The organism is Desulfosarcina sp. (assembly GCF_046496365.1).
GTDB lineage: Bacteria > Desulfobacterota > Desulfobacteria > Desulfobacterales > Desulfosarcinaceae > Desulfosarcina.
Map to the genome: position 1 here is coordinate 85,288 of NZ_JAWOHB010000156.1, position 23,664 is coordinate 108,951.

Below are 23,664 nucleotides of genomic sequence, written 5' to 3' on the forward strand. Positions count from 1 at the left end.
TAGGGCGAAGGTTTTTTTGGTGAACAGGAAGGGGTTTCGCGAACGCGTCTTCCGGGAATGGATCAGGCGGCAGGGGCTTTCTTGAACCACGCCCTAATTTGCCGGATCCAAATTCCGCTCAAAATGTAAGAATATAACCAGGTGGCAAATATAATCAAAATGAAGGCCTTGATGATATCCATGGCGCTGCCGTTCAGCGAGAAAGCCGGCACATAGGCGAACAGAAACGGTCCCAGGTAGAGAAACTTGGCGAACTTGAAGGACGCAAAGGCCGTGCGCCACATATTGGCCTTGGCAATGGTAGCTCCGGCAAATGCCGCGATGCACACCGGCGGGGTGATGTTGGAATCCTGTGACAGCCAGTAGACGATCATGTGGGCGGCGATCTCGTTGACCCCCAGATGCGTCAGGGCGGGAACGGCCACCACGGCCGTGATCAGGTAGGCCGCAGTCACCGGCACACCCATACCCAGAACCAGGGATGCCAGCGCGATCAGGAAGATCGTCATCACCAGCGATCCGCCGGCCAGTTCGATGACAATGTCGGCAAAGGTCAACACCAGGCCGGTATAGGTCAGGACGCCGATGATGATGCCGATGACGCCGATGGTGGCGCCGATTTTGAGGCTGTTTTCCGTTCCGGATCGGGAGGCGTCCAAAAAGCGCTTCAGTCCCACCTTGATTGCCGGTCGGCGCTCTTTTTTAAGCCCATACCAGATGATGCACGCAACGATGCCGACGATCACCATTTCCTTTTCGGAAAACATCCGGGTAAAACTTCTGGCAGCCTCGGGTCCAACGGTTTTGCTCAAGAACAGGGCGATCAGTTGCGAGACCACCACCAGCACGGTGATCACCGCCAAGGTCTTGTCCATGCGATTTTCGTCATATTTGTAGCTGACGACGATGCAGGTGGCCATGCCCAGGATAGCCGAATAGCCGGGGGAATAACCGGCCAGCATGAAGACGGTGATGACAAGCAGCGGCAAGGTGTAGAACCACTCTTTTTTGAGGATCGCCATGGCGCTGTGTTCGGAGCGTTCACCCACGATGTTGTAAATCTTGGCTTCGTAGTGCACCATGACAAACACACTGAAAAAGTACATGAAAGCCGGGAAAAGGCCCACCAGCATGATGGTCGAGTAGGGCACACCGGTCAGTTCGGCCATGATGAACCCGCCGGCACCCATGATCGGGGGCATGAACATGCCGCCGATGGACGCCGCCGGCTCGATGCCGCCGGCGATATGCGGCCGGAAACCGGCCCGCTTCATCATGGGGATGGTGAACGTTCCCGTGGAGACCGTGTTGGCAATGGCGCTGCCGGAGATGGAGCCGAACAGGCCGCTGGCGATGACCGACACCTTGGCCGGACCGCCGATCTTGTGGCCCACCGCGGCCAGGGGCCAATCAATAAAAAACTTCTGGGCGCCGCTCTTCTCCAGAAAGGCCCCGAAAATCACGAAGAGGATCACGTAGGTGGCCAGCACGTTGGCCATGATGCCGAAGACACCGTCGCTCATGTAGTAAATGGTGGTGCACAGGTTGGGCAAGGTGTCCCCCGGATGGGCGAACAGGTCCGGTGCATAGGGTCCGTATACGCCGTAAAGCAGCATCACCGCGCCGATGATCACGAAGGCGTTGCCCACCACCCGCCGGGCCAGTTCGATGCCGATGAGCACGCCGACCACCGCAACGGTCTTGTCCAGCGCATTTTCCGCGCCCGTGCGGTAGTTGATGGCCTCGAAATTGAAGATCCAGTAACCGATGCAGACGATGGAAAGCAGGATCAGAATGTAGTCAACCACCCGCATGACAACGGATTTGGATTTGTACAGCAAAAATACGAGCACATAGGTGATGATCACATAAATCCCGCGGTGATATTCAGTCGATGCCGGTTGAACGATGGCGGCATAGGAGTAGAACAGCACCAGCATGACCGAAAGCACATCGAAAACAATCTGTTCGGATCGCTTGAGTTGATCGTACACGGCGGCCCCTGCCTTGTTGCAAAATGGTTATATGTAAACAATGGGAAAAAGGGGCCGCGGCTTGCACCGCCGGCCCCGGATTGGCGGGATTTATTTAATTACGCCTTTTTCTTTCCAGAACTTCTCGGCCCCCGGATGCAGTGGTGTTGCCACCCCTTTAATGCCGTCTTCAACGCTCATGGACCGGGCGGCTTTATTAATGTTGACCATATGGGCCAGCCCCTCGGGAGTAAAAATCTTGGACAGCAGCTGGTAGACGACGTCCGAAGGAACATCCTTGTTGGCGGTCCACAGGGCGGAATCCTGAAAGGTGGGGACAGGTGCGTCGACACCTTTGTAAGTGCCTGCGGGAATATCGACTCTTGACAGCCAGGGATATTTTTCAAAGTATCCGGCGGCCGCGGCTTCCGTGTATAGCGGCAGGAGTTCGATGTCGTTCTGCTGGGCGGCCATGATCACGGCACCGGAAGGATAGCCGACAAACAGCCAGAAGGCGTCCAGCTGGTTGTTGCCGAAAGCCGCCGCCGCATCGTTGTAACCCATGGCGTTGCGTTCGATCTTGTCCCAGATGCCCATGTGGGAGAACAGCAGTTCACAGTTGGCAAAGGCCCCCGAACCGGCATTGCCCACGCCGACCTTTTTGCCCTCTAAGTCTTTCAGGCTTTTGATCCCGCCGCCCTTTTTAATCACGAGCTGGGCTGGCGCACCGTAAAAATAGGCCATCGCCATGACATTTTCGTATTTTTTGGGATCATTGGTCATCAGTCCGTTGCGGGCCAGATAAATATCACCGGAATAGGTCACCCCAAACGCATAGGCGCCGGAGTCGACCTTTCTGAGGTTCTCCGTGGATCCCCCCGACGCGCCCGCCAGAATCCTGAATTCCTGGATGTCCTTAACCGGTCCATAGGTGGCGATACCGCCGGCCATGAATTGGAAGACCCCTCCGGCAGGGCCGCCGCCGAACTTGTAGATCGTTCTGGCATTGGCATCGGCCGACAAGGCCATCGTCATTACAAAAACTGCGCAAACACCGACTGCAACGGTAAAAAGTTTATTCCTCATTCGTTCCTCCTGCAGGTGTTTTAGTTTCCCCCGGGGCGACAGGTCTTTTCGAACGCCACGGAGCGTAAAAAGGGCAACTCCCTATAGTTGACACCTTAACAAGGTCGGCACAAAGGTTCAATTGGGGGAATTTCTGATTGTTGTGTCAGAAATATTCTTACAACCACCCTAAAAAACCACCGTCGGCAACCTGCCCGGCACTCAATTTCCTGAAGCGCGGCGTTAAGCGGTTGCCGTCAACCGACAAACCCTGATAGATATGGCGTTTGGTTATCTCTCGGACGCCCTGACAACTGAATTTTAAAGAAAGGAGGTCCCGGCACCTATGCCCCGCGACGATATTCGGGCATCATCGCACGCAGTGTTGCGAACCACCCTCGGTGCCATGCTGATCAGCTTCTCGGCAGTGTGGGTCAAGCTGGCCGACGTTTCACCCACGGTTTCGGCCTTTTACCGGGTCTTTTTCGGGGGACTGTTTCTGCTGGCCATTCTGGCCGTGCGCAGGGAAAAGCTGTGGCGCGGGTGGCATTGCCTGGGGTTGTCCCTGACGGCCGGGATCTTCTTCGCCCTGGACCTTTACACCTGGCACCGCAGCATTGCTTATGTGGGCCCGGGACTGGCCACCATCTTAGGCAACTTCGAGGTTTTCCTGGTGCCGGCGGCAGGTGTGGTCCTTTACCGGGAACAGCTGAGTCCTCGGTTCCTATTCTCCGTACCGCTGGCGGTGACCGGCCTTTTCATGATTGTGGGCATCCGCTGGGAAGCGCTGAGTCCAGATTACCGCATCGGCATCGCCTACGGCTTGGCCACCGCCTTTTTTTACACCGGATTCCTGATCGTGCTGCGAAAACTTCAATCCCACGCATCCAAACCATCGGCGGCGCTCAGCCTCATGGTGGTCTCAGCGTCCACTGCGCTGTACCTGGCCATGGAAATCGTGCGCACCGATACATCCTTCGCCATCCCAAATCTTAAAAGTGGTGTCTCCCTGGCCGCCCTCGGCCTGATGAGCCAAACCGTCGGGTGGCTGTTGATCACCCACTCTCTGCCCCGGATCCCGGCGGCAATAGCCGGGCTGCTGCTTTTGCTGCAGCCGGCCCTGGCCTTTATCTGGGATGTGGTCTTTTTTGCACGCGAGACCTCAACCATGGCCTGGGCCGGCGTGGGCCTGGCCCTGTTGGCCATCTATTTCGGTGCGACCAGCGAACGGGAACCACCCCCATCGACCGGCTAAACCAAGCGTTTACATTCACACCGGTTATGCGCTAAGGTCAATTCATCCGACAGCAACATCAACCACGGCAGCGATGTTTTTTTCGGCCAGTCCCGACACAAGGAGAATACCCATCGAAACCCTTGCTGAAAAATCAACCGCGGCCTTGCAGGAGATTGTTGACCTGACCAAGGACCTGATTCGCTTCAAATCCACCCATGGCCGGCAGGAAGAGATCCAAAAATGCGCCCGGTTCATCGAAGCCTGGTTCGTTGGGCACCATATTCCCTGCACACTCGTGCACAACCATGGCGTACCATCGGTTCGATCGCTCCCGGCTGGCGGCCGGGCCGCCCTGTTGCTGATGTCTCACATCGACGTGGTCGACGCAACCGACCCATTGTTCGAACCCGTTGAAAAGGATGGCAGACTCTACGGCCGTGGGGCCATCGATGACAAGTACGCCGCAGCCCTGTCCATGGTCCTTTTGAAAAATCGTCTGACAGCCGGTCGCCGCAGGGGACTGAATGACGAAACCCTTCCCCTGGGTGTACTGATCACCGGCGACGAGGAAGTTGGTGGAATCCACGGTGCCCGCAGCGCCCTTGATGAGATCGTCTGCGATTTCTGCATCGCCCTGGACGGCGGCGGCGTGGATAAGATCGTGATCAAGGAAAAGGGCATCCTGCGGCTGAAAGTCGTGGCCACCGGAAAAACCGCCCATGGGGCAAGGCCCTGGCTGGGTGAAAATGCAATCGAAAAATTGATCGACGACTGCCGTATTATCAAGTGTTTTTTCGATGATCTGGAAGCACCCGAACACTGGCATCGCACCATGAACCTGTCGGTCATCCAGGCCGGTGGGTCGGTCAACCAGGTACCCGACCAGGCCGAAGCCATCTTCGATATCCGCTATACCGAAAATGACGATGTGGATGATCTGGTTCAGCGCATCCAGGCCGCCGTGTCCGGCACGGTGATCGTCAAGGAGCGCGAACCCTTGTTCATCAGTCCCCCGTCGCCCTACCTGGACCGTCTGCTGGCGCTGGCCAAGGGAACCCGCACCGGCATCGCCCACGGTGCAAGCGACGCCCGCTTCCTGAGTCAGTTCAACATCCCGGGCATCGTCTGGGGGGCAGATGGCAACAACAGCCAGCATTCAACGGATGAGCACGTGGATATCCGCAGCCTTGCGCGGCTGTATGACATTCTAGACCGCTTCACAAGCGACATTCAGGGGATTTCCAAATAGCTCACGGCGTCTCAATCAATTCCAGCGGGCAGCCCCTCGATCCAACGACCGTCATTTCGAGGCGGCGCCAACGGGTTCGGCAGCGGATGCACCATTGAGCAGTCCCATGAGCGTCATCAGGATCAGTACACCCCCCATGATACCGATAAAAACTAGAATGGCCATCCACAGGGGCCAGCCCCACCACAGCGGACCGTTCACCAGCAGCGTGCAACCGCCCACGACCGGCAGGGAAAAGACATTCATCACCGCGATTTCGTAGGCGACCGGAGTTTTGAAATCCGGGTCAACGATGCGCAGCAACAGCAGTCCGCAGGAAACGGTGCCGGTGACGACGCCGTAAATGGCTGCGGTGCGCTCCAGGCTGTAGACCCGCAGGCGCCTGCCGAGGTATACCACCATAACCGTGGTGAGAATGCCGTTGACCAGGGCCATCAGACTGATCGGCAGGAGATAATCCCAGACGATTTTCAATTGGATGGCCGCCACCGTGGCCACCATCAGATAATCGACAGACCATCCGGTGATGCGCCGTTGAACGCCTGCATCGACCAGATATTGAACCCCTGTCCGCGACAAGATCCATTTAACCAACAGAGCAACCCCCAGACCGAAAAAGAAAAAAAAGCCCCACAGGATTTTGGACACATCGGCCGGCAGCAATCCACCCATAGCGCTGATGAGCAGATAGGTCATACCGTACACACATCCCACCAGGGCCGCCTGAAAAGCCAGTGTATCGGCATTGCCCGAGTGGATGGTGAGGCTGCCGGCCGACTCCTTGACATCGTCCGCTTTATAAAAGCCCGTGAGGACTTCCCGGGGAAGGGAACGGGGTCCGAAGGTGGCTCTCCCCTTGCGGATACCCCGGTTGACCAGGGGAACCCCCACGAAAAATGCGAAAAAATACCCGATGGCAGCAAAGGTGAGCCCGATGGTGGCGGCATCGCTGAATCCCGCGCCTTCCCACACCGTGCCGATGGAAAGGGCCTGTCCAGGACCTTCGTTGAAGCCAAGTGGAACCAAAAAGCCAAAGGTGGGAAAAAGCTGCAGCCCCAACCACCCCAGCAGGAGTGTCAGAGAGCCGCCCAGCACGGCCTGCAGGGGAAAGGTCAACCCCTGCATCAGGGCCATCCAGGCTGGTCCCTGGAGCTTTTGAACCTGTTTCCGATGGTTGTCGTTCTCTGCACCTGCCGTCAACCCGACCGAAATAAAGGAAATGTTGAAAAAATGATAGGCAAAGGCCTCAAGGGTGGCGGCGTCAAGGGTAGACATTCCCGCATGCATCAACACCAGTCCCAGTAGACCGCCGATGAGGCAGCTGGGCACCAGGAATCGCTGGAAAAAACCGATCCGGGCCCGGAGGCCGACCCCAGCCAGCAAAAGAGACGACAGAAAAGCAAAGGTCAGCATGCCGTTAAAGGGGAAGGGGCTGTGCATGACTCTCTCCTTAAAAAGCGGGATGATCGTCTGATTCCAAGCCAGGGTGTCGGATTTTACTCAAAGCTGTGAAAACATGTCGTTGACAAAGGTGCTGAGCACCTTTTCCCGCACTGCTGCCGGGAGGGCGTCCAGAACGCCGTTGATGTCGGCCATTCGGCCGGGAAGCTCGCCGTTCTTTACCCCCGCTGCCGCCATCATGGCCATGATGTCCGCCTCGGAAATCGCAGACAGGTCGACCCCTTCCAGACTCCCTTTGATCAGACCGGCCAATGTGCCATCAGGCAATCGTCGGGCAATGACGACACATTCGGCCAGGTTTTTCAGCAATTCGTCCTCCCAGCCCACGTTGGACGCATTAATGGACAGATGGATGTGCGCCGGAGAGTTGTCGAAGGAAAATGATGGCTGAATATACCACCCCCGCTGGTGCATTTCATCGACAATATGAAAGACGTTCACATCGTCCGAAGTAAAGGAAACCAGGCTCATGTCCGGATGTGTGAGCAGCCTCAGACCTTCGATTCGCTGGATGCCGGCAACGATTTTTTTGACGGCCGCCAGTTTTTTGCGGGCAATCTCCAGGTAGCCCGCATCACCGACATAATTCAGCACTGCCCAGGCAGCGGCCATGGGACCACCGGATTTACTGCTCTGCACCGCATTATTGACGATGGAGTAACCGATCCAGTGTGAGCAGGTGAAAATCTGGTGCTTGCGCAGCGCTTTGTTGCGGTAAAGGATCAGGGATGCCCCCTTGGGCGTATAGGCGTATTTGTGAAGATCCACGGAGATAGAGGTTACCCCGGGAACGCTGAAATCGAAGTCGGGAACCGGTTCTCCCAGTCGGCGGAAATAGGGCAGCAGAAAACCGCCCATGCAGGCGTCCGTGTGCATCCACAGGTCCCTTTGCTGTGCCAGGGCGGCAAGATCCGCTATGGGATCCACTACCCCGTGGGCATAAGACGGTGCAGAGCCCACGATCATGATGGTGTTGTCGCAGATGGCCTCTTGCACCTTGCCGGCATCGGCCCGGAAGGAGGCCGGGTCCACGGAAACCGTCACCGCCTTTACGCCAAGGTAGTGAGCGGCCTTGTGAAAGGCCGCGTGGGCTGTTGCCGGAAGGATCATCTCCGGCAGCCTGATCTCCGGGCGCTTTTCCCGGTAGCAATCACGGGCGGCTTTCACCGCCAGGATGATGCTCTCGGTACCGCCGGAAGTAAAATTACCCACGACCTGGCGGTCACCCTGAAGATGCCTGGCGCCAAATCCGGCCAGCTCGCGCTCAAGCTGCATCAGGCTTGGGAATACCGTGAAGTCGAGCCCGTTCTCGGCAAGAAAAGCACTGTAGGCGGCCTTGCCCACCTCGGTCACATCCCTGCCCGGATTGAAAATGTAGCCATAGGTGCGTCCCTCCTGCCACCTGGCGTCGTTTTTACGAAGCTCGGCCAACCGTTCGAAGATGGCCTCCCGCGTCATTCCATTTTGCGCAATCTCCATGCGACCACTCCCGATTGGGTTGGGATTTCGGCTTGCCTGCTTGCGGGTCAGGCGATAAACGCGATCGGTTCGTTCATCTTGTGCCTTGACGGCAATCCGGAAAAGTTGCTATTCAATGGTGTGTTGTATAATTTACTATAGTGAAATATCATTCACCATTGGTTGTTGTCAAACCAAATGTCTGAATCACACTGGCAAAGGCAATGCACCCTGCGGATCGCAAAACCTGGGAACAGGAACAGCGCAAACGCCGCATCGTGGAGATGGCCGAGGCGGTCTTTTTCGAAAACGGGTACGACGGCACCACCTTGCCGGCCATTGCCGATGCCGCCGGCTACAACAAACGCACCCTCTACCTCTATTTCCAAGACAAGCAGGATATTTTTCTGGCAGTGGTGTTGCGGGGGCTGGAAAGCCTTTACACGGCCTTAAAGCAGGCCCGCGACAAGGCCCCAACAAACAGCAGCGGCCTGCGGGAACTGGCCTTTGCCTTTTTTGAATTTTCTTCGGACCACCCGCAATACCTCGACCTGATGATGGTCTACGAGAGCCGTTATTTCGTCTACCCTGAACGGCCCGCTCCCGCAGATTCGGGCACCCACCTGCAACGGTGTCAGCAGGTGGCCGTCGACATGGCGCTTGTGGTGACTGCATCCATCGAAGCGGGAATGGCTCGCGGCAGGGTGAGAAGAGATCTATCCCCGCGCCAACTCATGCTGATTCTCTGTGGCCAGATCGTCGGGGTCATAAAAATAATGAGAATGCGTGAAAAAAACTTCGAAGGGGCCTTCGCTATCGGGCGCAAGGCGCTGTTTGATCGATTCGTGGGCATGGTGGAGCTGGCATTGGAGCCCTGAAGCACCAGATTATGGGGTGATGGAACCATGCACGATCATGCGGGGTCATTTTGCCCCGACACGTCGGTATATAGGTTGATATTATTTTAAAAAACTGTATCTGTAATCATTTAGCGGGTCGGGAAACGGTGGCTATCGGGAGTGTTTCAAGATGATCGAAGAGATGCGCAAGGGCGCAGCAGCCAACCTGCCGGTGGGCGCCAGCGTGGCCGCATACGGCAGTGTTCTGGGGATGCTGGCCGCCCAGAAAGGACTCACGTGGCTTCAACTGCTGGCGATGAACCTGTCCGTCTTCGCCGGTTCCGCCCAGTTTGTCATGGTGGAAATGTGGGCGCCGCCTCTGCCCGTGGTGGAGATGACCCTGGCCGTATTGATCATCAACATGCGCTATCTGCTCATCGGCGCGTCCCTGAACCCGCTGTTTCGAGGGAAATCCCTGGCTCACAAGGCCGCAATCATGCACCTGGTGGCCGACGAAAACTGGGCGGTGACCATGGCGGCCTATCGCAGCGGCGGCGCCACCACCGGTTTTCTGCTGGGCGGGGGCCTCTGCCTGTGCAGCGTCTGGTCCATGGGCACCCTGCTGGGCCACCAACTCGGGGCGTTGGTCAGCCAACCGGAGCGATTTGCCCTGGATTTCGCCTTCGTGGCGGTCTTTACCGCCCTTACGGTGAGCATGTGGCGGGGAAAATCAGATATCGTGCCGTGGATCACGGCTGCTGTGCTGGCGGTGGTCGCCGAACGATGGCTGCCTGGCAAATGGTACATCGTCATCGGCGGCATCGGCGGGGCATTGACGCCTGCCCTTCAAACTGTTTTTCAAAGCAGAAATAGGTCCCAGCCCAACCCCGGCAGGGAGACAAATAGATGACCGCCTTTTCAACCACCAACCTGTCCATCGCGCTGGCCATCGCCGGAGCCGCGCTGGCCACCTACAGCCTGCGTCTGGGGGGATTGCTTCTGGCGGAGAGACTGCCTGGAAAAGGGGGCTTCAAACGTTTTATGGATACCCTTCCCGGAACCATTCTTCTCGCTCTAGTGGCGCCGGGCATATTCTCCTCCGGTGTCCTGGGAGGCGCCGCCGCCCTGGCCACCGCCCTGTGCGCCTGGAGAACAAAAAATATTCTGCTCGCCATGATGGTCGGGATGGGTATCGTGGCGGTCGGTAGGTTGTTGGGTTGACAAAAAATTGCGCCAGTGTACTATTTGGCATCGCTCAGCACGGTTTCAGTTTTTCCCTACCCACCCGGCAAGCGGCTTCTTCGTAATTCGCAGTGCATTCGAACCGCGACACCGCAAATCTGCCTGCACGGGCATTTGTCATATCAGATCTTTGGTTTTCACCCGGCACCCCTTGCGGCATAACTTAAAAAACATTGTCCCTTGATTTTCAGTCCGGCTTCATTTACCTCGGACCTTTCAGTGTTTGTTTCGAACCTTCAACGGTGTTCGAATAACCGTTTCACAACTATCCGAAAGGGGCGTCTCATGGGTGGACTGTTTGGCGTTGTTTCAACTTCGGACTGCGTTGCCGACCTTTACTATGGCACCGATTATCACTCCCACCTGGGTACCCGGCGCGGCGGGATGGCCGTTTGCAACGGCACGGGCATCCAACGGGCCATCCACAATATCGAAAACAGCTATTTCCGGACCAAATTCGAAGCGGAACTGAACCGCTTTCACGGCCATTTCGGCATCGGCGTGATCAGCGACACCGACCCCCAGCCCCTGATCGTGGGCTCCCACCTGGGCACCTTCGGCATTGTCACCGTGGGCAAGATCAACAACCAGGAGGCCCTCGTCCAGCGAGCATTCAGGCGCCGAAGCTACTTTTCCGACACCACCGCCGGGGAGGTGAACCCCACCGCGGTCGTGGCCATGCTGGTCTGCGAAGCCGACAATTTCGTCGATGGCATCAAGAACGCCCAGGACGCCATCCAGGGATCCTGTTCGATGCTCCTGCTCACTGAACAGGGCATCTTTGCCGCCCGCGACCGGCTGGGACGCACCCCTTTGACCATCGGCTGTCGGAATGGGGCCTTTGCCGTCAGCTCCGAAACCTGCGCCTTTCCCAACCTGGGCTACGATGTGGATCACTGCCTGGGACCTGGAGAAGTCATCCGGATGCACCCAGACGGCTGGACGCAGCAGGCGCCCCCCGGAAACCGCATGCAGGTATGCGCATTCCTTTGGATTTACTACGGGTATCCGGCCTCTGAATATGAGGGCATCAATGTGGAGGCGGTCCGCAATCGCTGTGGCGCGGCCCTGGCCCTAAATGACGACGATGTCGTGGACTATGTGGGCGGCATCCCGGACTCGGGAATCGGCCACGGGCTCGGCTACGCCAACCAGCGCAGACTGCCCTACCGGCGACCCTTCGTCAAATACACCCCCACCTGGCCGCGAAGCTTCATGCCCCAGAACCAGACCATGCGCGACCTGGTGGCCCGCATGAAACTGATCCCGGTCCGCCAGCTCATCGACGGCCAGCGCATTCTCTTTTGCGAGGACTCCATCGTGCGCGGCACCCAATTGCGTGACAACGTGCAGATTCTTTTCGATTTCGGCGCCAAGGAGGTGCATATGCGCCCGGCCTGCCCCTGCCTGATCCATCCCTGCGAGTTTTTGAACTTCTCCACGTCACGATCCACATTGGACCTGGCCGGCCGCAAGGCGATTCAAAAACTGGAAGGGGCCGAAGACCAGTTTCTTGACGAATACGCCCGCCATGGCTCGCAGAAGAATTTGGCCATGATCGGTCAAATCCGCCGGCAGCTTCACCTGACCACCTTGAAATACCAGCGCATGGATGACATGGTGGCAGCCATCGGCCTGCCCAAGGAGCGGCTGTGCACGCATTGCTGGGACGGCAGCAGCTATTCATAACGCCCATCCAGAAAGCGAAGCTTTCTGGATGGGCACGCCATGAAACATTTTCTGCGAAACCCCGCTAACCGACCCACTGCAAAATCGCGGTTGACTTGATATACCGATTAGTGGACAAATCATATCCAAGGAGCTGACCATGACCGATGTCTACCAGAAACTGGCCAACCATTTAAACAGTCTGCCCGCCGGCTTCCCGGGAACCGATTCCGGCGTGGAGCTACGGATTCTAAAACGGTTGTTCACTGCCGAAGAAGCAGACCTCGCCATGACGCTGACCATGATGCCCGAACCGGTGGCTGCCATTGCAGCGCGCACCGGCAGGGAAGCAGGGAAATTGGCCGAGATTTTAGAGTCGATGGCCCGCAAGGGCCTGATTTTCAGGATTACCAAAAAAGACCTGAACCTTTACAGTGCCGCCCAATTCGTAGTGGGCATCTGGGAGTATCATCTCAACAGACTGGACGAAGGCCTGGTGCGCGATGTCAACGAATACATGCCCACTTTGCTTAAAAAAGGCTGGTTAAATGTCAAAACCAAACAGTTGCGGGTGGTGCCCGTATCCAAAAGCATTGCCGCCGGCATGGCGGTGACACCTTATGAAGCCGCTGAAGCCATCATCAACTCCCAGTCAAAGATCGTGGTTGCAAACTGCATTTGCCGCAAAGAACAGCAGCTGGTAGGCAAAGGCTGCGACAAACCCCAGGAGGTGTGTCTGATTTTCGGCGGCGGCGCGAACTACTATGAACAAAACGGCCTGGGCCGATCCATCAACCAGGCCGAAGCCCTGCAAATTCTCAAGGCCGGCGTCGACGCCGGTCTGGTGCTCCAGCCGGGCAACCAGCAAAAACCCATGAACATCTGCATGTGTTGCGGCTGCTGCTGCGGCATCCTTAAGAACCTGAAGACCCTGGAAAAGCCGGCCCAGGTGGTCCACACCAACTACTATGCCCAGGTGAATGAAGAACTTTGCACGGCCTGCGAAGCTTGTGTGGCGCGCTGCCAGATGGACGCCATCACCGTCGATGCAGCCGCCCGGGTCAACCCGGACCGCTGCATCGGCTGCGGCCTGTGCGTCACCGATTGCCCCACCGAGGCCATACTGTTGAAGCAAAAACCGGTCGAGCGCCAGTACCTGCCCCCAAAAAATGTAATCGAAACCTATATGAAAATTGCCCAGGAGCGGGGCTTGATCTAAAGAGGAGCGACATGAAGTTGCTGAAACGAATTTTCGGCATCTGTGACACCCCGCAACCCGCCGACCCGCAGGCATGGTCAGTGAAAAATGGATCCGTGCGGATCGTCCTGTCCCGGTTGCCGGAACTCAAACAGCCCGGCAGCGGCGTTCGCCTGGAAGGCAAGGGGCTCGATCCGCGACTGCTGGTTTTTCACGGCGACGACGGGAAATATCACGCCATTGCCAACCGTTGCAGCCACATGGGCCGGCGCATCGATGTCCTTGCCGGCAGTAATACCATCGCGTGCTGCAGTGTCTCCAGGTCGACATTCACCTACGACGGCCAACCGGTTGGCGGAGCGGCCAAGCAACCGGTGCGAACCTATCCGGTAGGCCTCGATGATGAATCGCTCACCATTGTACTGACGACCTAAGGAGGTTCCCTTGACCGCATCCCCCCTGTTTGCAGCCGGCACGATCAACGGCATGACCCTGGCCAACCGCTTCGTCCGGTCGGCCACCTGGGAAGGCATGGCCACCGCAGACGGCCGGGTGACTCCCCAACTGACCGAAACCATGGTGGCTCTGGCAGCCGGCGGCGTGGGACTGATTATCACCGGTCATGCCTATGTATCCAAATTGGGCCAGGCCAGCCCCTGGCAACTGGGCCTCTACGATGACACCCTGATCGACGGCCTGAAATCCATGACCGATGCCGTTCACGCAGCCGGTGGAAAAATCGTGGCCCAGTTGGCCCACGCCGGCCACTTTGCCCTGGAAAAGGCGATCGGCAAAGCGCCTGTGGTTGCCTCTAATTTTGCGGGTTTGGCCCAGGCGCCTCGGATGGAGCTGTCTGTGGCTGACATCCAGGACCTGATAAGCGCTTATGTCGAAGCCGCCCGACGGGCCCGTGCCGCCGGTTTCGACGGCATTCAGTTGCACAGTGCCCATGGCTATCTGTTGAGCCAGTTTCTCTCGCCCTGGTTCAACCGGCGAACCGACGAATACGGCGGTTGCGTTGAAAACAGAGCCCGGATCCACGTGGAGACCATCCGGGCAATTCGGCAGGCTGTGGGCTGCGGATTTCCAGTCCTGATAAAGATGAACTGCGAGGATTTCTCGGAGAATGGACTGACCGAGGAGGAGAGCCTTGAAGCGGCCCGCCTGATGGTGGATTCCGGCCTGGATGCCATCGAACTGAGCGGCGGCCTGCTCACCGGCGGAAAAATGTCTCCCAGCCGGCCCAACATCAATAAAGTGGAAAAAGAAGCCTATTTCCGTGAAGCGGCCCAGGCCTTCAAACGATTCCTGGGCGTGCCTTTGATTCTGGTTGGCGGCATCCGCTCTTCGGAGGTGGCCGAAGGCCTGTTCAAATTGGAAGTCGCCGATTACTTCTCCATGTCCCGCCCCCTGATCCGGGAGCCGGACCTGATCAGTCGCTGGCGTTCCGGCGACCTCGCCCGGGCCCGCTGCCAGTCGGACAACCTGTGTTTTCGGCCTGGCATGACCGGCAAGGGTATATACTGCGTGACCGAAGAGAGAGAAAACAACTAAGGGTCGCGGTAATAAATGCGGGTCAAAAAAGCCGAATTCAGGCGCATTGAACAATGCTGGGACCGCGGAGCCGGGACTCAGGGCGCCGTTTCAAAATGAAGCCTATTTTTCGATGCCGGACAGGCAAAGATACTTCATCTCCACATACTCGTCCATCCCGTATCGCGACCCCTCTCGGCCGATTCCGGACTGCTTGATCCCGCCGAACGGAGCCACTTCCGTAGATATCAATCCGGTATTGACGCCTACCATGCCGAACTCCAGGGCTTCGGAAACCCGGAAAATCCGGCCCAAATCCCGGGCGTAAAAGTAGGCCGCAAGCCCGTAAGGCGTACCGTTGGCCATGCGGATGACATCCGCCTCCGATGTAAAACGGATCAGCGGAGCCACCGGGCCGAAGGTTTCGTCGGCGGCCACCGCCATGTCGGACGTGACCTCTCCCAGCACCGTGGGCTGGAAAAAAGTCCCACCCAAGGCATGCGGCTTGCCGCCGACCAGCAGTTTGGCTCCCCGGGAAAGGGCATCGTCGATGTGGCGCGACACCTTGTCCAAGGCAGTTTGGTCGATAAGGGGGCCCTGCTGCACATCGGCCCCCAAGCCGTTGCCCACCTTCAATTTTTCCACCTCGGCAATCAAGCGTTGCGTAAAATCATTGTACACCCCTTCCTGAACGAAGATCCGGTTGGCACACACACAAGTCTGCCCGGAATTGCGGTACTTGGAAATCATGGCCCCCTTGACCGCCCTTCCCACGTCGGCATCGTCAAAAACGATGAAAGGGGCATTGCCGCCCAGCTCCAAAGAAATTTTCTTGACGGTACCCGCGCACTGGGCCATCAATTGGCGCCCCACCTCGGTGGAACCGGTGAAGCTGAGTTTCCTTACGATGGGGTTGGCTGTGAGTTCAGCGCCGATCTCACCCGCCGGCCCGGTGATCACATTGAAGACACCGGCGGGAATTCCAGCCCGCCGGGACAACTCGGCCAGGGCCAGGGCGGTCAGGGGGGTCTGGCTGGCCGGCTTCACCACGATCGTGCAACCGGCGGCCAGCGCCGGTGCGGCCTTGCGGGTAATCATGGCCGCCGGAAAGTTCCAGGGCGTGATGGCTGCGCATACCCCCACAGGCTGACGAATCACGATGATACGCTGATCGGATGCGGCGGCGGGAATGGTATCGCCATAGACCCGCTTGGCCTCCTCAGCGAACCACTGAACGAAGGCTGCAGCATAGGCGATCTCCCCTTTGGCCTCGGCCAGGGGCTTGCCCTGCTCACTGGTGAGGATCACAGCCAGGTCATTCTGGCACTCCATCATCAATTGATACAACCGGTAAAGCACCTCCGCGCGCATTTTGGCAGTTCGACGGCGCCAATCGGGCTGCGCCCGGTCGGCCGCGTCGATAGCCATGCGCGTCTCCTTTGCCGACAGTGACGGCACGCTGCCCAGCGAACTGCCGTCGGCCGGGTTGGTCACCATAATCGTTCTGGTCGACCGGGCATCAATCCAATGCCCGTCGACCCACGCTTGGTGGCGCAGCAGCGCGTTATCGGCGAGTGGTATCATCATGGTCTTTTTCCATTTGCTTTTTACGATTCATCAAAATACGCCCCAGCCTTGAATTGTCCGCTGCGCCTTGACATTTGGCATGCAGATTGCGCGCTTCTACTTAATAAAGAACCCTTTTTTCTGCAAAAAGGCCTTCATGTGGGGTCGGATCACCCGCCCCATGAATTCGGCCATCTGGCGGGTCCAGGTCTCGTCCTTGAGGTTGTTGTTGCGGTTCATGAAATAGTGGTTGGTCGTGCGGTCGTAGGCCGCAAGCACATCGGTGTCAAACCGCTGCGGATAGCGGTCCGTATAGAGCACCGCATCCACCGGCAACCGGGGCTTGGGAGGCGGATCGTGGGCCGGCCAGCCCAGACACATGCCGAACACCGGATAGACCTGGTCGGGGATCTCCAGCAGATCGCACACCGTTTGAGGATCGTTGCGGATCCCACCGATGTAAACACCCCCCATTCCCAGCGATTCGGCAGCAATCAGCACATTCTGGGCCAGCAGGGCCACGTCCACCGTGGCGGTGACAAATTGCTCGGCCCACCCCTTTTCCATAACCGTAGCATGCAGGCAGCAGACGGCTTCCAGCCGGTTCAGGTCAGCACAGAAAACCATAAAAACCGGCGCCCGGGCCACCCAGGCCTGGGCGCCGGTCAGCGCGGCGAGGGTCTGGCGCGTGGCCACATTCCGCACCCGGATGACTGTGTAGGCCTGGACAAAGTGGGAGGTTGCCGCGCACTGGGCGGCCGCAAAGATCGTTTCCAGAATCTGTTCGTCAACCTTACGATCCGTAAATTTGCGGATCGAGCGATGGGCTTTCATCAGGTTGATGGTCGGGTTCATCGGCTATTCGCTTTCCGTCACCGCGGCCTTGACCGGAGAAAGGGGGCCTGCCGGTGGTCTTGGACCACCCCTCAAGTGGTCTGCCGCCTTGCCGTCCACACTGCGTAGATGCAAGTCCCGCTGGGGAAAGGGGATCTCCACGCCTTCGGCCCGGAACCGGCGGTCAATTTCACGGATCAAGGCGCTCTGGACGATAAGTCGGTTGTTGACGTCGGCAATCCAAACCCGCAGCTCGAAATCCAGGGAACTGTCGCCGAAATTCAAAAACAGAACGACGGGTTGAGGGTCTTTGAGCACATGGTCGCTTTCGGTGGCCACCGCCATGAGCACGCGCATCACCATTTCCACATCGGATCCGTAGGCCACACCCACCGGTATGGTTATTCGCATGCTGCGATCGCCAAGCGTCCAGTTGGTCACAGGGCTGGAGATGAGGTCACCGTTGGGTACCACAATCTCCGCCCGATCAAAGGTCTGGATCGTGGTGGCCCGCAAACCCAGGTTCATCACCCAGCCCTGCTGCCCGTCGCTGAGCTGGATCACGTCTCCGACCTTGATGGGTCGTTCAAACAACAGGATCAGCCCGGAAACGAAATTATTGACGATGGCCTGCATACCAAAGCCAATGCCCACACCCAGAGCACCACCGATAATGGTAACATTCTTCAACTCGAAGCCCAGCGCGGACAGGGCGATGAGAAAACCCACCAGTACCAGGCCGTAGTGAACCAGGCGCACGATTGAAAGTCGAGCGCCGGTATCCATCTGCCGGTTACTGAGTACATTTTCCATCAACAGGCCCTGAAGGCTCCAGGACAAAACAAAGGTTGCATACAGAATGACGGCCGCTACCAGTACCAACCCGACCGTGATTTTCTGACCGCCAATGGTCAGACCAAAAGTAAAGAAATCCTGCAATACCTCAGCAGGTAGGGAATAAACCTTCCAGGCCACCAGCAGATTGGCCGCCACAAAGACAACGATCAGAACATTGACCGCACCCATAAACCGGGGCAGGATCGAGTGGGTGGTGGGGCCCAGGAAAGGCAGGCGTTCCATGGGCAGGGACTCGACGGCCATCTCAATAGCCACCCGGATCAGCCGGATCATGGCCCACCCCATGAGCAGCAGCACCGCCGTGCGGATGGCACCGTCCATGAGTTGCACGGCAAACCCGCTAAGACCGATGATGTCGGCCGCGGCGATGACTGCAAACACCAGCACCACCAGACGGAGCAACCAGACGATCACGGCCGATTTGCCGCTAAGGGCCCCTATTCTGGCCCGCCATCCGAAATAGATCAGCCCGACCACGGTCCAGACCAGGATAAACAACCGCATCAGGACCAGCGGAACGCCCAGCGCGAGCAACGCCTGAAATCCGACCATCATTACTGTCAGGATGTAAATGGCCCGCTTGATCCATGCATCCCGGACAAAAGCCGCGACGAGCCGGGCTGTGGCAACACCGGCCAGTGTCTCAATCAGCATCCGCCAGAGCGTCGGCTGTGGTCCATAGAGAAACGATAGCGTGAAGATGGAGACAAACATGGCCGCGGCCACCTGCCGCTTGCCCAAAAACCGCCGGTCGGCGTGTCCGAGAAGCAGGGGGCGATAGCGGCGCAGCAGCGCGAACAGGAGCGCGAACACAACTGTCTGAAGACCGACCACCCAGCCCTTTTGGGAAAAAAAGAATGCATCCGGGAGCGGCAGTATATTGATCATTTTACCCGGCTCCTGGGTCAGGTCGATCAACTGCCGCAGATAACCTGCCGAAAAGATGGTTCCGCCTCGGATGGTTCCGCCGCGCTGCTGCACCATGACGGCATCGATCTGGTTGCTCAGCCCGCTGATCCTCGCCCCCACTTCGCCAGCCTTCTGCTGAACCGCCAGCAGCGGTTCCAGATTTCGGGTAATGATACCCAGGGCCTGGTTGATGTCGGTGTTTGCCCGCGTGAAAGCATCGGCAACGCTCTTCAAGGACAGATCCGCCCCCAGTTGGGATCGCCAGCCATCCCAGCGGTCCTTTTCCGTCAGCCAGATGCGGCGTCGGGACTCCACCTCCTGAATGATTTCGGTAAGGGACGCCGTCACCCGCTTAACCGCATCCGCTTCTCCGCGGACCTCTCCTTTCAGGGCCGCCAGTTGCTGGTAGCTCTGCAAATCATCGGCATTGATGGCGCCCAAACGGGTGTGGAGCCGGTCGGTCTGGGTTTTTGCCCCTTCAAGCCGCTGCTCCATCCTGCGCAGCCCGTCGACTGCATCAATCCGGGTTTTTAACACCTCAAGCCGCTGTCCCAGGGCGCCAGCCTGGTAAACCACATCGGCCAGGCTGGGAACCGCTGGGGGGGGGCCAGCGCTTTTTAAAGGCAGCGGGGTCTCCTCACCTGTCACCGGGATGACGGTGCTGAGAAAAAATAGAGCCATGGGTATTGCGGCCAAAAAACCGCGTATGGGGGCAACGCTGATCCATTTCATGGTTCTTTGTTCCTGATCGCTTTGTGGACGCTCGGACTGTTTATCCACAGACAATGATTCGACAACCACAAACAGCTTGGATTCTATACCAACCCTGTAGAATGAATCAATGTGTGTTTTGTTATCGTCAATTCCTGCGGTTTTATAAAACGGCCCCTGTTTTGAGGAAGGGATCGACGTTCAAAAGCAAACCCGTCGGCCCTTTCCCTCTGTTTTCCCGGTCGGGCCTGTGGTATTATTACTGTCATCGACAACCAAAAAGGTTCACAAATATAAGGACAGCTGCCATGGATTATTTCGACTACCGTGATGGCGAACTCTGGGTGGAAGCAGTTCGCATCAAGGATCTGGCCAACCGTTTCGGCACACCCCTGTATGTCTATTCGAAGAAGACGCTGGTTCGCCACTTCCAGGCTTTCGATACCGCCCTGAAGGGGCTGAAGCACCTGACGTGTTTTTCGGTCAAGGCCAACGGCAATGTCAACCTACTGCGCCTTATGGGGGGTCTCGGAGCAGGCGTGGACATCGTTTCCGGGGGAGAATTGTTCCGCGCCCTGAAAGCCGGGATCGATCCAAAAAAAATCGTCTTTTCCGGGGTTGGCAAGCAGGCGCACGAAATCCGGGAAGCCCTGAAGACCGACATCCTCATGTTCAACGTGGAGTCGGCCCAGGAACTGGAACGCATCGGACGCATCGCCGCAGAGATGAATACGACGGCACGGGTCAGCATCCGCATCAACCCCGATGTAGACCCCAAAACCCATCCGTATATTTCCACCGGACTCAAAAAAAACAAATTCGGTTTGGATGTGCTAGAGGCAACGGGCGCCTATCTTCTGGCCAAGGCAACCCCGTCTGTCGAACCGGTGGGCATTGACTGCCATATCGGCTCTCAACTAACCCAGCTCGGCCCCTTTGTGGAAGCCCTGAAGAAACTGCTCGCCTTTGCAGACCGGCTGCAGTCATCCGGTGTTGACATCCGCTATCTTGATCTGGGCGGCGGGCTGGGCATCACATACAGCGAAGAGACGCCGCCCCTGCCTGCAGACCTGGGCCGTTCAATCGCCGAGACCCTGGCAGAGAGGAAGGATCTGACCGTCATTCTGGAACCGGGGCGCGCCATTGCAGGCAATGCCGGTATCCTGGTCACGCAGGTCCTGTACACCAAAAAAACCAGCGCCAAGAATTTCGTTATCGTGGATGCGGCCATGAACGATCTGGTGCGACCCTCCCTGTACGGGGCTTTTCATCGCATCGGCGAAGTAACGCCCCGGGAGAGAAAGCCCATCCTGGTTGATGTGGTGGGTCCCATCTGCGAGAGTTCTGATTTCCTGGCTCAGGACCGGCTGCTGCCTGCGCTGGAACCCGGAGAAGTCCTGGCCGTCTTCTCCACCGGTGCCTACGGCTTCAGCATGTCGTCCCAGTACAACTCCAGGCCCCGGGCGGCCGAGGTAATCGTGGATGGAGACCAGGCCACGCTGGCCCGCAGGCGAGAAACTTACAACGACCTCATCGCGCTGGAAAGTTAACCGCTGCCTAAACCATGAACGCGCCCCTACACGGGATTTCTTCTCCAAAGAGAAATCCTGCCGGAGAGATTATCCATGAAGGACGTACCCCAGCTCAAATCAAGGCTTGCCGCCCTGTTTGCCGAACAATACTTTGCGGTTTTGGCAACCCGAACCGGCGACCACATCCACACCGCCCTGGTGGCCTTTGCAGCCGGGGAAAACCTCAAAACCATCTTCGTGTGCACCCCGCGGGCCACCCGTAAATATGCCAACCTCAAACGGAATCCATCCGTTTCCCTGATGGTGCACAACAGCTCCAACCTGGCCACGGACATCCGCCAGGCCATTGCCGTGACCGTCTCGGGAACAGCCGAAGAGGTGCCCGCAGGCCGCCTGGAGGATGCCCGGACGGTCTACCTTGCCAAACAGCCCCACATGTCCGGTTTCGCCAATTCCCCCAACACGGCCATAATCGAGGTCACTGTGAAGCGCTACGACGTGGTGGTCCGCTTCCAGGATGTCACCATCCTGGAGATCCAGGAAGACCGGATCGTGTCACTGTGAACGACATCCTCACCTGTGTCACCGGCGCGGCCGACGCCACAGCCCTGATCCATACCGGTGACCGGCTCACCGTTGACGGATATCTGGGCGTCGTGACGATCGACGCCTGAATGAAATCATTTCCAGGATCAAAAGCTGATTTTTACAGGCCGTCAGGCGTCATCGGCCAACTCCAGTTCATGCGTAATCTTTATCGCCGCGACCACACTCTGGGCGGCCGGGCAAAGGGTAATGTAATTGTTGAAGGCATCCTCGGCATCTGCCCGCTTGTCCGCCGGCAGCTTCAGATCATAGCGTACGTTAATGCGCACGATCTTGAGCACCCCGGCGACACTCTCTATGTCGCCGGTGACCGTGGCCACGTAGCGATCCTGGAAGGTCCGGATCTTTTTTTTGGCCAGCACCGCGGCCAATGTGCCCATCATTCAGCCGCCAACGGCGCCCACCAGATGATCCAGGGTCGCGGCATGCTCCTCTTCCGGATCGATGTTGTAAAATTTCTTAATTCCGCCATGCACACCGTAGTAGACCGGCTGGTCAAATCCCCGGATGTGGGCGATGCGGGTGGGGCCGTTCTCCCTTTTGATTGTGATATGTGATTGATGGATGATCTCTCCCATGGTGTTTTCCTTTCTGTGAAAGCAACTTTATTTCGCAGACGGTCCTTAAAATAAGAACTGCCCGATCAGATGTAAATTCCGGAGGCTGGGATACGAGGGATCCGATCATAATTGGGGCTTAAGAGAAGCTCCTGTAGCGCAGTGCGCATGCGGACATTTGTGGACTTATGCATTATACTATTTTTATACCACCACAATGTATAAATTCGAGACCATCGACCAGCATGGCCAATTGGAGGCTGTCTTTATGGTTAACATAGACTGGATTGTCATTCTTGTGCTGTCCGGTTTGGGGGGCTGGGGGTTTCACCAATACCGGCTCCAGAAAGTCAAGATTCAAAATCTTAAACACGCCCTGGTGGAAGCCCATCAAAAAACCCACGAACAGGGAGAAGCGCATTCGCAAAACCAATCCCAGTGGGAGCAGACCGAAGAAAAATTGCGCAGCTTCCTTCAGCTGATGGACACGCTGATGAATACGATTCCCAACCCCATCTACTTTAAAGACGCAGCGGGTATTTATCAGGGATGCAACAATGTCTATGCCAAACAGATCCTGGGCCTGACCCGTGACCGCATTATCGGTAAACGTCCCCAGGAACTGACCGATCAGATACCGGCTGACCTGTCCGCCACCTATCAGCACGAAGAATACAAGATGATCGAAAAAGCCGGCATTCACGCTTTCGAGACCAAGGTACAGTGCGCCGATGGACAACGCCGTGATTTTCTTTTCAGCATGGCACCGGTCATCGATCGGCATGGAAAACGCAGCGGCAGTGTGGCTGTTCTTTCAGACCTGACCGATAAAAACCGCGGCTCTCGCCACCGCATGCAAAAAGAGAAGCTTGAAGGCGTGCTGGAAACTGCAGGAGCCGTCTGCCACGAACTCAACCAGCCCCTGCAGGCCATTTCTGGCTACACTGAACTCATGGCCATGAAACTCAATGGCCACGAAGCAGAACCCTACATCGCCAAACTCACCGCCCAGATTGAACGCATGGGTGACATTACCGATAAATTGCAGGGCATTACCCGCTACGAAACCAAAAGCTACGCCGGCAACACCCGAATCATCGACATAAGCAAGGCTTCGAAAAAAGAGTGAATTTGGCATGACCGCATGACCCGTCTGTCAGGCACAACA

21 protein-coding genes are annotated in these 23,664 nt (G+C 57.5%); 12 read left to right on the forward strand and 9 right to left on the reverse strand.

Translation table 11 applies throughout. The annotated features are described in order from the left end of the window. Window positions 1-62 precede the first annotated feature (62 nt). Window positions 63-1,994 carry a TRAP transporter permease gene (locus R6V78_RS15765; protein ID WP_410290333.1) on the reverse strand — a complete coding sequence of 644 codons (1,932 nt, stop codon included), beginning with the start codon at window positions 1,992-1,994 and terminating at the stop codon, window positions 63-65. 90 nt (window positions 1,995-2,084) lie between these two features. After that, window positions 2,085-3,059 (reverse strand): TAXI family TRAP transporter solute-binding subunit, encoded by a 975-nt coding sequence (locus R6V78_RS15770; protein WP_410290334.1) that lies wholly within the window; start codon window positions 3,057-3,059, stop codon window positions 2,085-2,087. 325 nt (window positions 3,060-3,384) lie between these two features. On the opposite strand from R6V78_RS15770, the gene R6V78_RS15775 reads away from it, so the two are divergent. Further along, a complete protein-coding gene (locus R6V78_RS15775) occupies window positions 3,385-4,293 on the forward strand; it encodes a DMT family transporter (RefSeq protein WP_410290335.1) in 909 nt (302 codons plus the stop codon). 73 nt (window positions 4,294-4,366) lie between these two features. Next, window positions 4,367-5,524, forward strand: a complete 1,158-nt coding sequence (locus tag R6V78_RS15780) for a M20 family metallopeptidase (RefSeq protein ID WP_410290336.1) — start codon at window positions 4,367-4,369, stop codon at window positions 5,522-5,524. Window positions 5,525-5,575: 51 nt separating this feature from the next. Here the strand turns inward: R6V78_RS15780 and R6V78_RS15785 are convergent, their stop codons facing one another. Both R6V78_RS15785 and R6V78_RS15790 read right to left on the reverse strand, forming a co-directional pair. Continuing rightward, complete coding sequence (locus tag R6V78_RS15785) at window positions 5,576-6,964, reverse strand: hypothetical protein (protein WP_410290337.1); 1,389 nt, start codon at window positions 6,962-6,964, stop codon at window positions 5,576-5,578. Window positions 6,965-7,024: 60 nt separating this feature from the next. After that, window positions 7,025-8,464 (reverse strand): pyridoxal phosphate-dependent decarboxylase family protein, encoded by a 1,440-nt coding sequence (locus R6V78_RS15790; RefSeq protein ID WP_410290338.1) that lies wholly within the window; start codon window positions 8,462-8,464, stop codon window positions 7,025-7,027. A gap of 203 nt (window positions 8,465-8,667) precedes the next feature. On the opposite strand from R6V78_RS15790, the gene R6V78_RS15795 reads away from it, so the two are divergent. The 7 genes from R6V78_RS15795 (at window position 8,668) to R6V78_RS15825 (ending at window position 14,944) form a co-directional block, all read left to right on the forward strand. Next, window positions 8,668-9,321, forward strand: coding sequence for a TetR/AcrR family transcriptional regulator (locus R6V78_RS15795; protein ID WP_410290339.1), 654 nt, complete (start codon window positions 8,668-8,670; stop codon window positions 9,319-9,321). A gap of 151 nt (window positions 9,322-9,472) precedes the next feature. Then, window positions 9,473-10,192, forward strand: a complete 720-nt coding sequence (locus R6V78_RS15800) for an AzlC family ABC transporter permease (RefSeq protein ID WP_410290340.1) — start codon at window positions 9,473-9,475, stop codon at window positions 10,190-10,192. After that, window positions 10,189-10,503 (forward strand): AzlD family protein, encoded by a 315-nt coding sequence (locus R6V78_RS15805; protein WP_410290341.1) that lies wholly within the window; start codon window positions 10,189-10,191, stop codon window positions 10,501-10,503. The genes R6V78_RS15800 and R6V78_RS15805 overlap by 4 nt, the downstream gene beginning before the upstream one ends. A 306-nt stretch (window positions 10,504-10,809) precedes the next feature. Next, on the forward strand, window positions 10,810-12,213 hold the full coding sequence (locus tag R6V78_RS15810) for an amidophosphoribosyltransferase (RefSeq protein ID WP_410290342.1): 1,404 nt from the start codon (window positions 10,810-10,812) through the stop codon (window positions 12,211-12,213). Between the two features lie 139 nt (window positions 12,214-12,352). Next, window positions 12,353-13,411, forward strand: a complete 1,059-nt coding sequence (locus R6V78_RS15815; RefSeq protein WP_410290343.1) for a DUF362 domain-containing protein — start codon at window positions 12,353-12,355, stop codon at window positions 13,409-13,411. An 11-nt stretch (window positions 13,412-13,422) separates the two neighbouring features. Beyond that, on the forward strand, window positions 13,423-13,824 hold the full coding sequence (locus R6V78_RS15820) for a Rieske (2Fe-2S) protein (protein ID WP_410290344.1): 402 nt from the start codon (window positions 13,423-13,425) through the stop codon (window positions 13,822-13,824). A 10-nt stretch (window positions 13,825-13,834) separates the two neighbouring features. Then, the gene (locus R6V78_RS15825; RefSeq protein WP_410290345.1) at window positions 13,835-14,944 is read left to right on the forward strand and encodes an NADH:flavin oxidoreductase; all 1,110 of its coding nucleotides are present in this window, start codon (window positions 13,835-13,837) and stop codon (window positions 14,942-14,944) included. Window positions 14,945-15,046: 102 nt separating this feature from the next. Here R6V78_RS15825 and R6V78_RS15830 read toward each other — a convergent pair whose 3' ends face one another. The 3 genes from R6V78_RS15830 to R6V78_RS15840 all read right to left on the reverse strand — a co-directional run bounded on the left by R6V78_RS15830 (window position 15,047) and on the right by R6V78_RS15840 (window position 19,822). Beyond that, window positions 15,047-16,510, reverse strand: coding sequence for an NAD-dependent succinate-semialdehyde dehydrogenase (locus R6V78_RS15830; protein WP_410290346.1), 1,464 nt, complete (start codon window positions 16,508-16,510; stop codon window positions 15,047-15,049). Between the two features lie 96 nt (window positions 16,511-16,606). Next, window positions 16,607-17,344: an oxygen-insensitive NADPH nitroreductase gene (nfsA, locus tag R6V78_RS15835; RefSeq protein ID WP_410290347.1), complete on the reverse strand. Its 738-nt coding sequence runs from the start codon at window positions 17,342-17,344 to the stop codon at window positions 16,607-16,609. A 3-nt stretch (window positions 17,345-17,347) separates the two neighbouring features. Beyond that, complete coding sequence (locus R6V78_RS15840; RefSeq protein WP_410290348.1) at window positions 17,348-19,822, reverse strand: mechanosensitive ion channel domain-containing protein; 2,475 nt, start codon at window positions 19,820-19,822, stop codon at window positions 17,348-17,350. 287 nt (window positions 19,823-20,109) lie between these two features. Here R6V78_RS15840 and lysA point away from each other — a divergent pair, with 287 nt between their 5' ends. Next, complete coding sequence (gene lysA, locus R6V78_RS15845; protein ID WP_410290349.1) at window positions 20,110-21,351, forward strand: diaminopimelate decarboxylase; 1,242 nt, start codon at window positions 20,110-20,112, stop codon at window positions 21,349-21,351. 75 nt (window positions 21,352-21,426) lie between these two features. Further along, on the forward strand, window positions 21,427-21,897 hold the full coding sequence (locus R6V78_RS15850) for a pyridoxamine 5'-phosphate oxidase family protein (RefSeq protein ID WP_410290350.1): 471 nt from the start codon (window positions 21,427-21,429) through the stop codon (window positions 21,895-21,897). A 152-nt stretch (window positions 21,898-22,049) separates the two neighbouring features. On the opposite strand, the gene R6V78_RS15855 is transcribed toward R6V78_RS15850, so the two are convergent. Continuing rightward, complete coding sequence (locus tag R6V78_RS15855; protein ID WP_410290351.1) at window positions 22,050-22,322, reverse strand: OsmC family protein; 273 nt, start codon at window positions 22,320-22,322, stop codon at window positions 22,050-22,052. Next, window positions 22,323-22,517 carry a hypothetical protein gene (locus tag R6V78_RS15860; protein ID WP_410290352.1) on the reverse strand — a complete coding sequence of 65 codons (195 nt, stop codon included), beginning with the start codon at window positions 22,515-22,517 and terminating at the stop codon, window positions 22,323-22,325. 247 nt (window positions 22,518-22,764) lie between these two features. Here R6V78_RS15860 and R6V78_RS15865 point away from each other — a divergent pair, with 247 nt between their 5' ends. Next, on the forward strand, window positions 22,765-23,625 hold the full coding sequence (locus R6V78_RS15865; RefSeq protein WP_410290353.1) for a PAS domain S-box protein: 861 nt from the start codon (window positions 22,765-22,767) through the stop codon (window positions 23,623-23,625). Window positions 23,626-23,664 lie beyond the last annotated feature (39 nt).

What these genes read in the sequence shown, in the direction of transcription:
- R6V78_RS15855 (WP_410290351.1), bottom strand. Translation starts at nt 22,322, where the DNA reads ATGATGGGCACATTGGCCGCGGTGCTGGCCAAAAAAAAGATCCGGACC.
- R6V78_RS15795 (WP_410290339.1), top strand. Translation starts at nt 8,668, where the DNA reads ATGCACCCTGCGGATCGCAAAACCTGGGAACAGGAACAGCGCAAACGC.
- R6V78_RS15790 (WP_410290338.1), bottom strand. Translation starts at nt 8,464, where the DNA reads ATGGAGATTGCGCAAAATGGAATGACGCGGGAGGCCATCTTCGAACGG.
- R6V78_RS15830 (WP_410290346.1), bottom strand. Translation starts at nt 16,510, where the DNA reads ATGATGATACCACTCGCCGATAACGCGCTGCTGCGCCACCAAGCGTGG.
- R6V78_RS15800 (WP_410290340.1), top strand. Translation starts at nt 9,473, where the DNA reads ATGATCGAAGAGATGCGCAAGGGCGCAGCAGCCAACCTGCCGGTGGGC.
- R6V78_RS15865 (WP_410290353.1), top strand. Translation starts at nt 22,765, where the DNA reads ATGGTTAACATAGACTGGATTGTCATTCTTGTGCTGTCCGGTTTGGGG.
- R6V78_RS15820 (WP_410290344.1), top strand. Translation starts at nt 13,423, where the DNA reads ATGAAGTTGCTGAAACGAATTTTCGGCATCTGTGACACCCCGCAACCC.
- R6V78_RS15785 (WP_410290337.1), bottom strand. Translation starts at nt 6,964, where the DNA reads ATGCACAGCCCCTTCCCCTTTAACGGCATGCTGACCTTTGCTTTTCTG.
- R6V78_RS15775 (WP_410290335.1), top strand. Translation starts at nt 3,385, where the DNA reads ATGCCCCGCGACGATATTCGGGCATCATCGCACGCAGTGTTGCGAACC.
- R6V78_RS15810 (WP_410290342.1), top strand. Translation starts at nt 10,810, where the DNA reads ATGGGTGGACTGTTTGGCGTTGTTTCAACTTCGGACTGCGTTGCCGAC.
- R6V78_RS15780 (WP_410290336.1), top strand. Translation starts at nt 4,367, where the DNA reads ATGTTTTTTTCGGCCAGTCCCGACACAAGGAGAATACCCATCGAAACC.
- R6V78_RS15770 (WP_410290334.1), bottom strand. Translation starts at nt 3,059, where the DNA reads ATGAGGAATAAACTTTTTACCGTTGCAGTCGGTGTTTGCGCAGTTTTT.
- R6V78_RS15840 (WP_410290348.1), bottom strand. Translation starts at nt 19,822, where the DNA reads ATGAAATGGATCAGCGTTGCCCCCATACGCGGTTTTTTGGCCGCAATA.
- R6V78_RS15805 (WP_410290341.1), top strand. Translation starts at nt 10,189, where the DNA reads ATGACCGCCTTTTCAACCACCAACCTGTCCATCGCGCTGGCCATCGCC.
- R6V78_RS15850 (WP_410290350.1), top strand. Translation starts at nt 21,427, where the DNA reads ATGAAGGACGTACCCCAGCTCAAATCAAGGCTTGCCGCCCTGTTTGCC.
- R6V78_RS15860 (WP_410290352.1), bottom strand. Translation starts at nt 22,517, where the DNA reads ATGGGAGAGATCATCCATCAATCACATATCACAATCAAAAGGGAGAAC.
- R6V78_RS15815 (WP_410290343.1), top strand. Translation starts at nt 12,353, where the DNA reads ATGACCGATGTCTACCAGAAACTGGCCAACCATTTAAACAGTCTGCCC.
- nfsA (WP_410290347.1), bottom strand. Translation starts at nt 17,344, where the DNA reads ATGAACCCGACCATCAACCTGATGAAAGCCCATCGCTCGATCCGCAAA.
- lysA (WP_410290349.1), top strand. Translation starts at nt 20,110, where the DNA reads ATGGATTATTTCGACTACCGTGATGGCGAACTCTGGGTGGAAGCAGTT.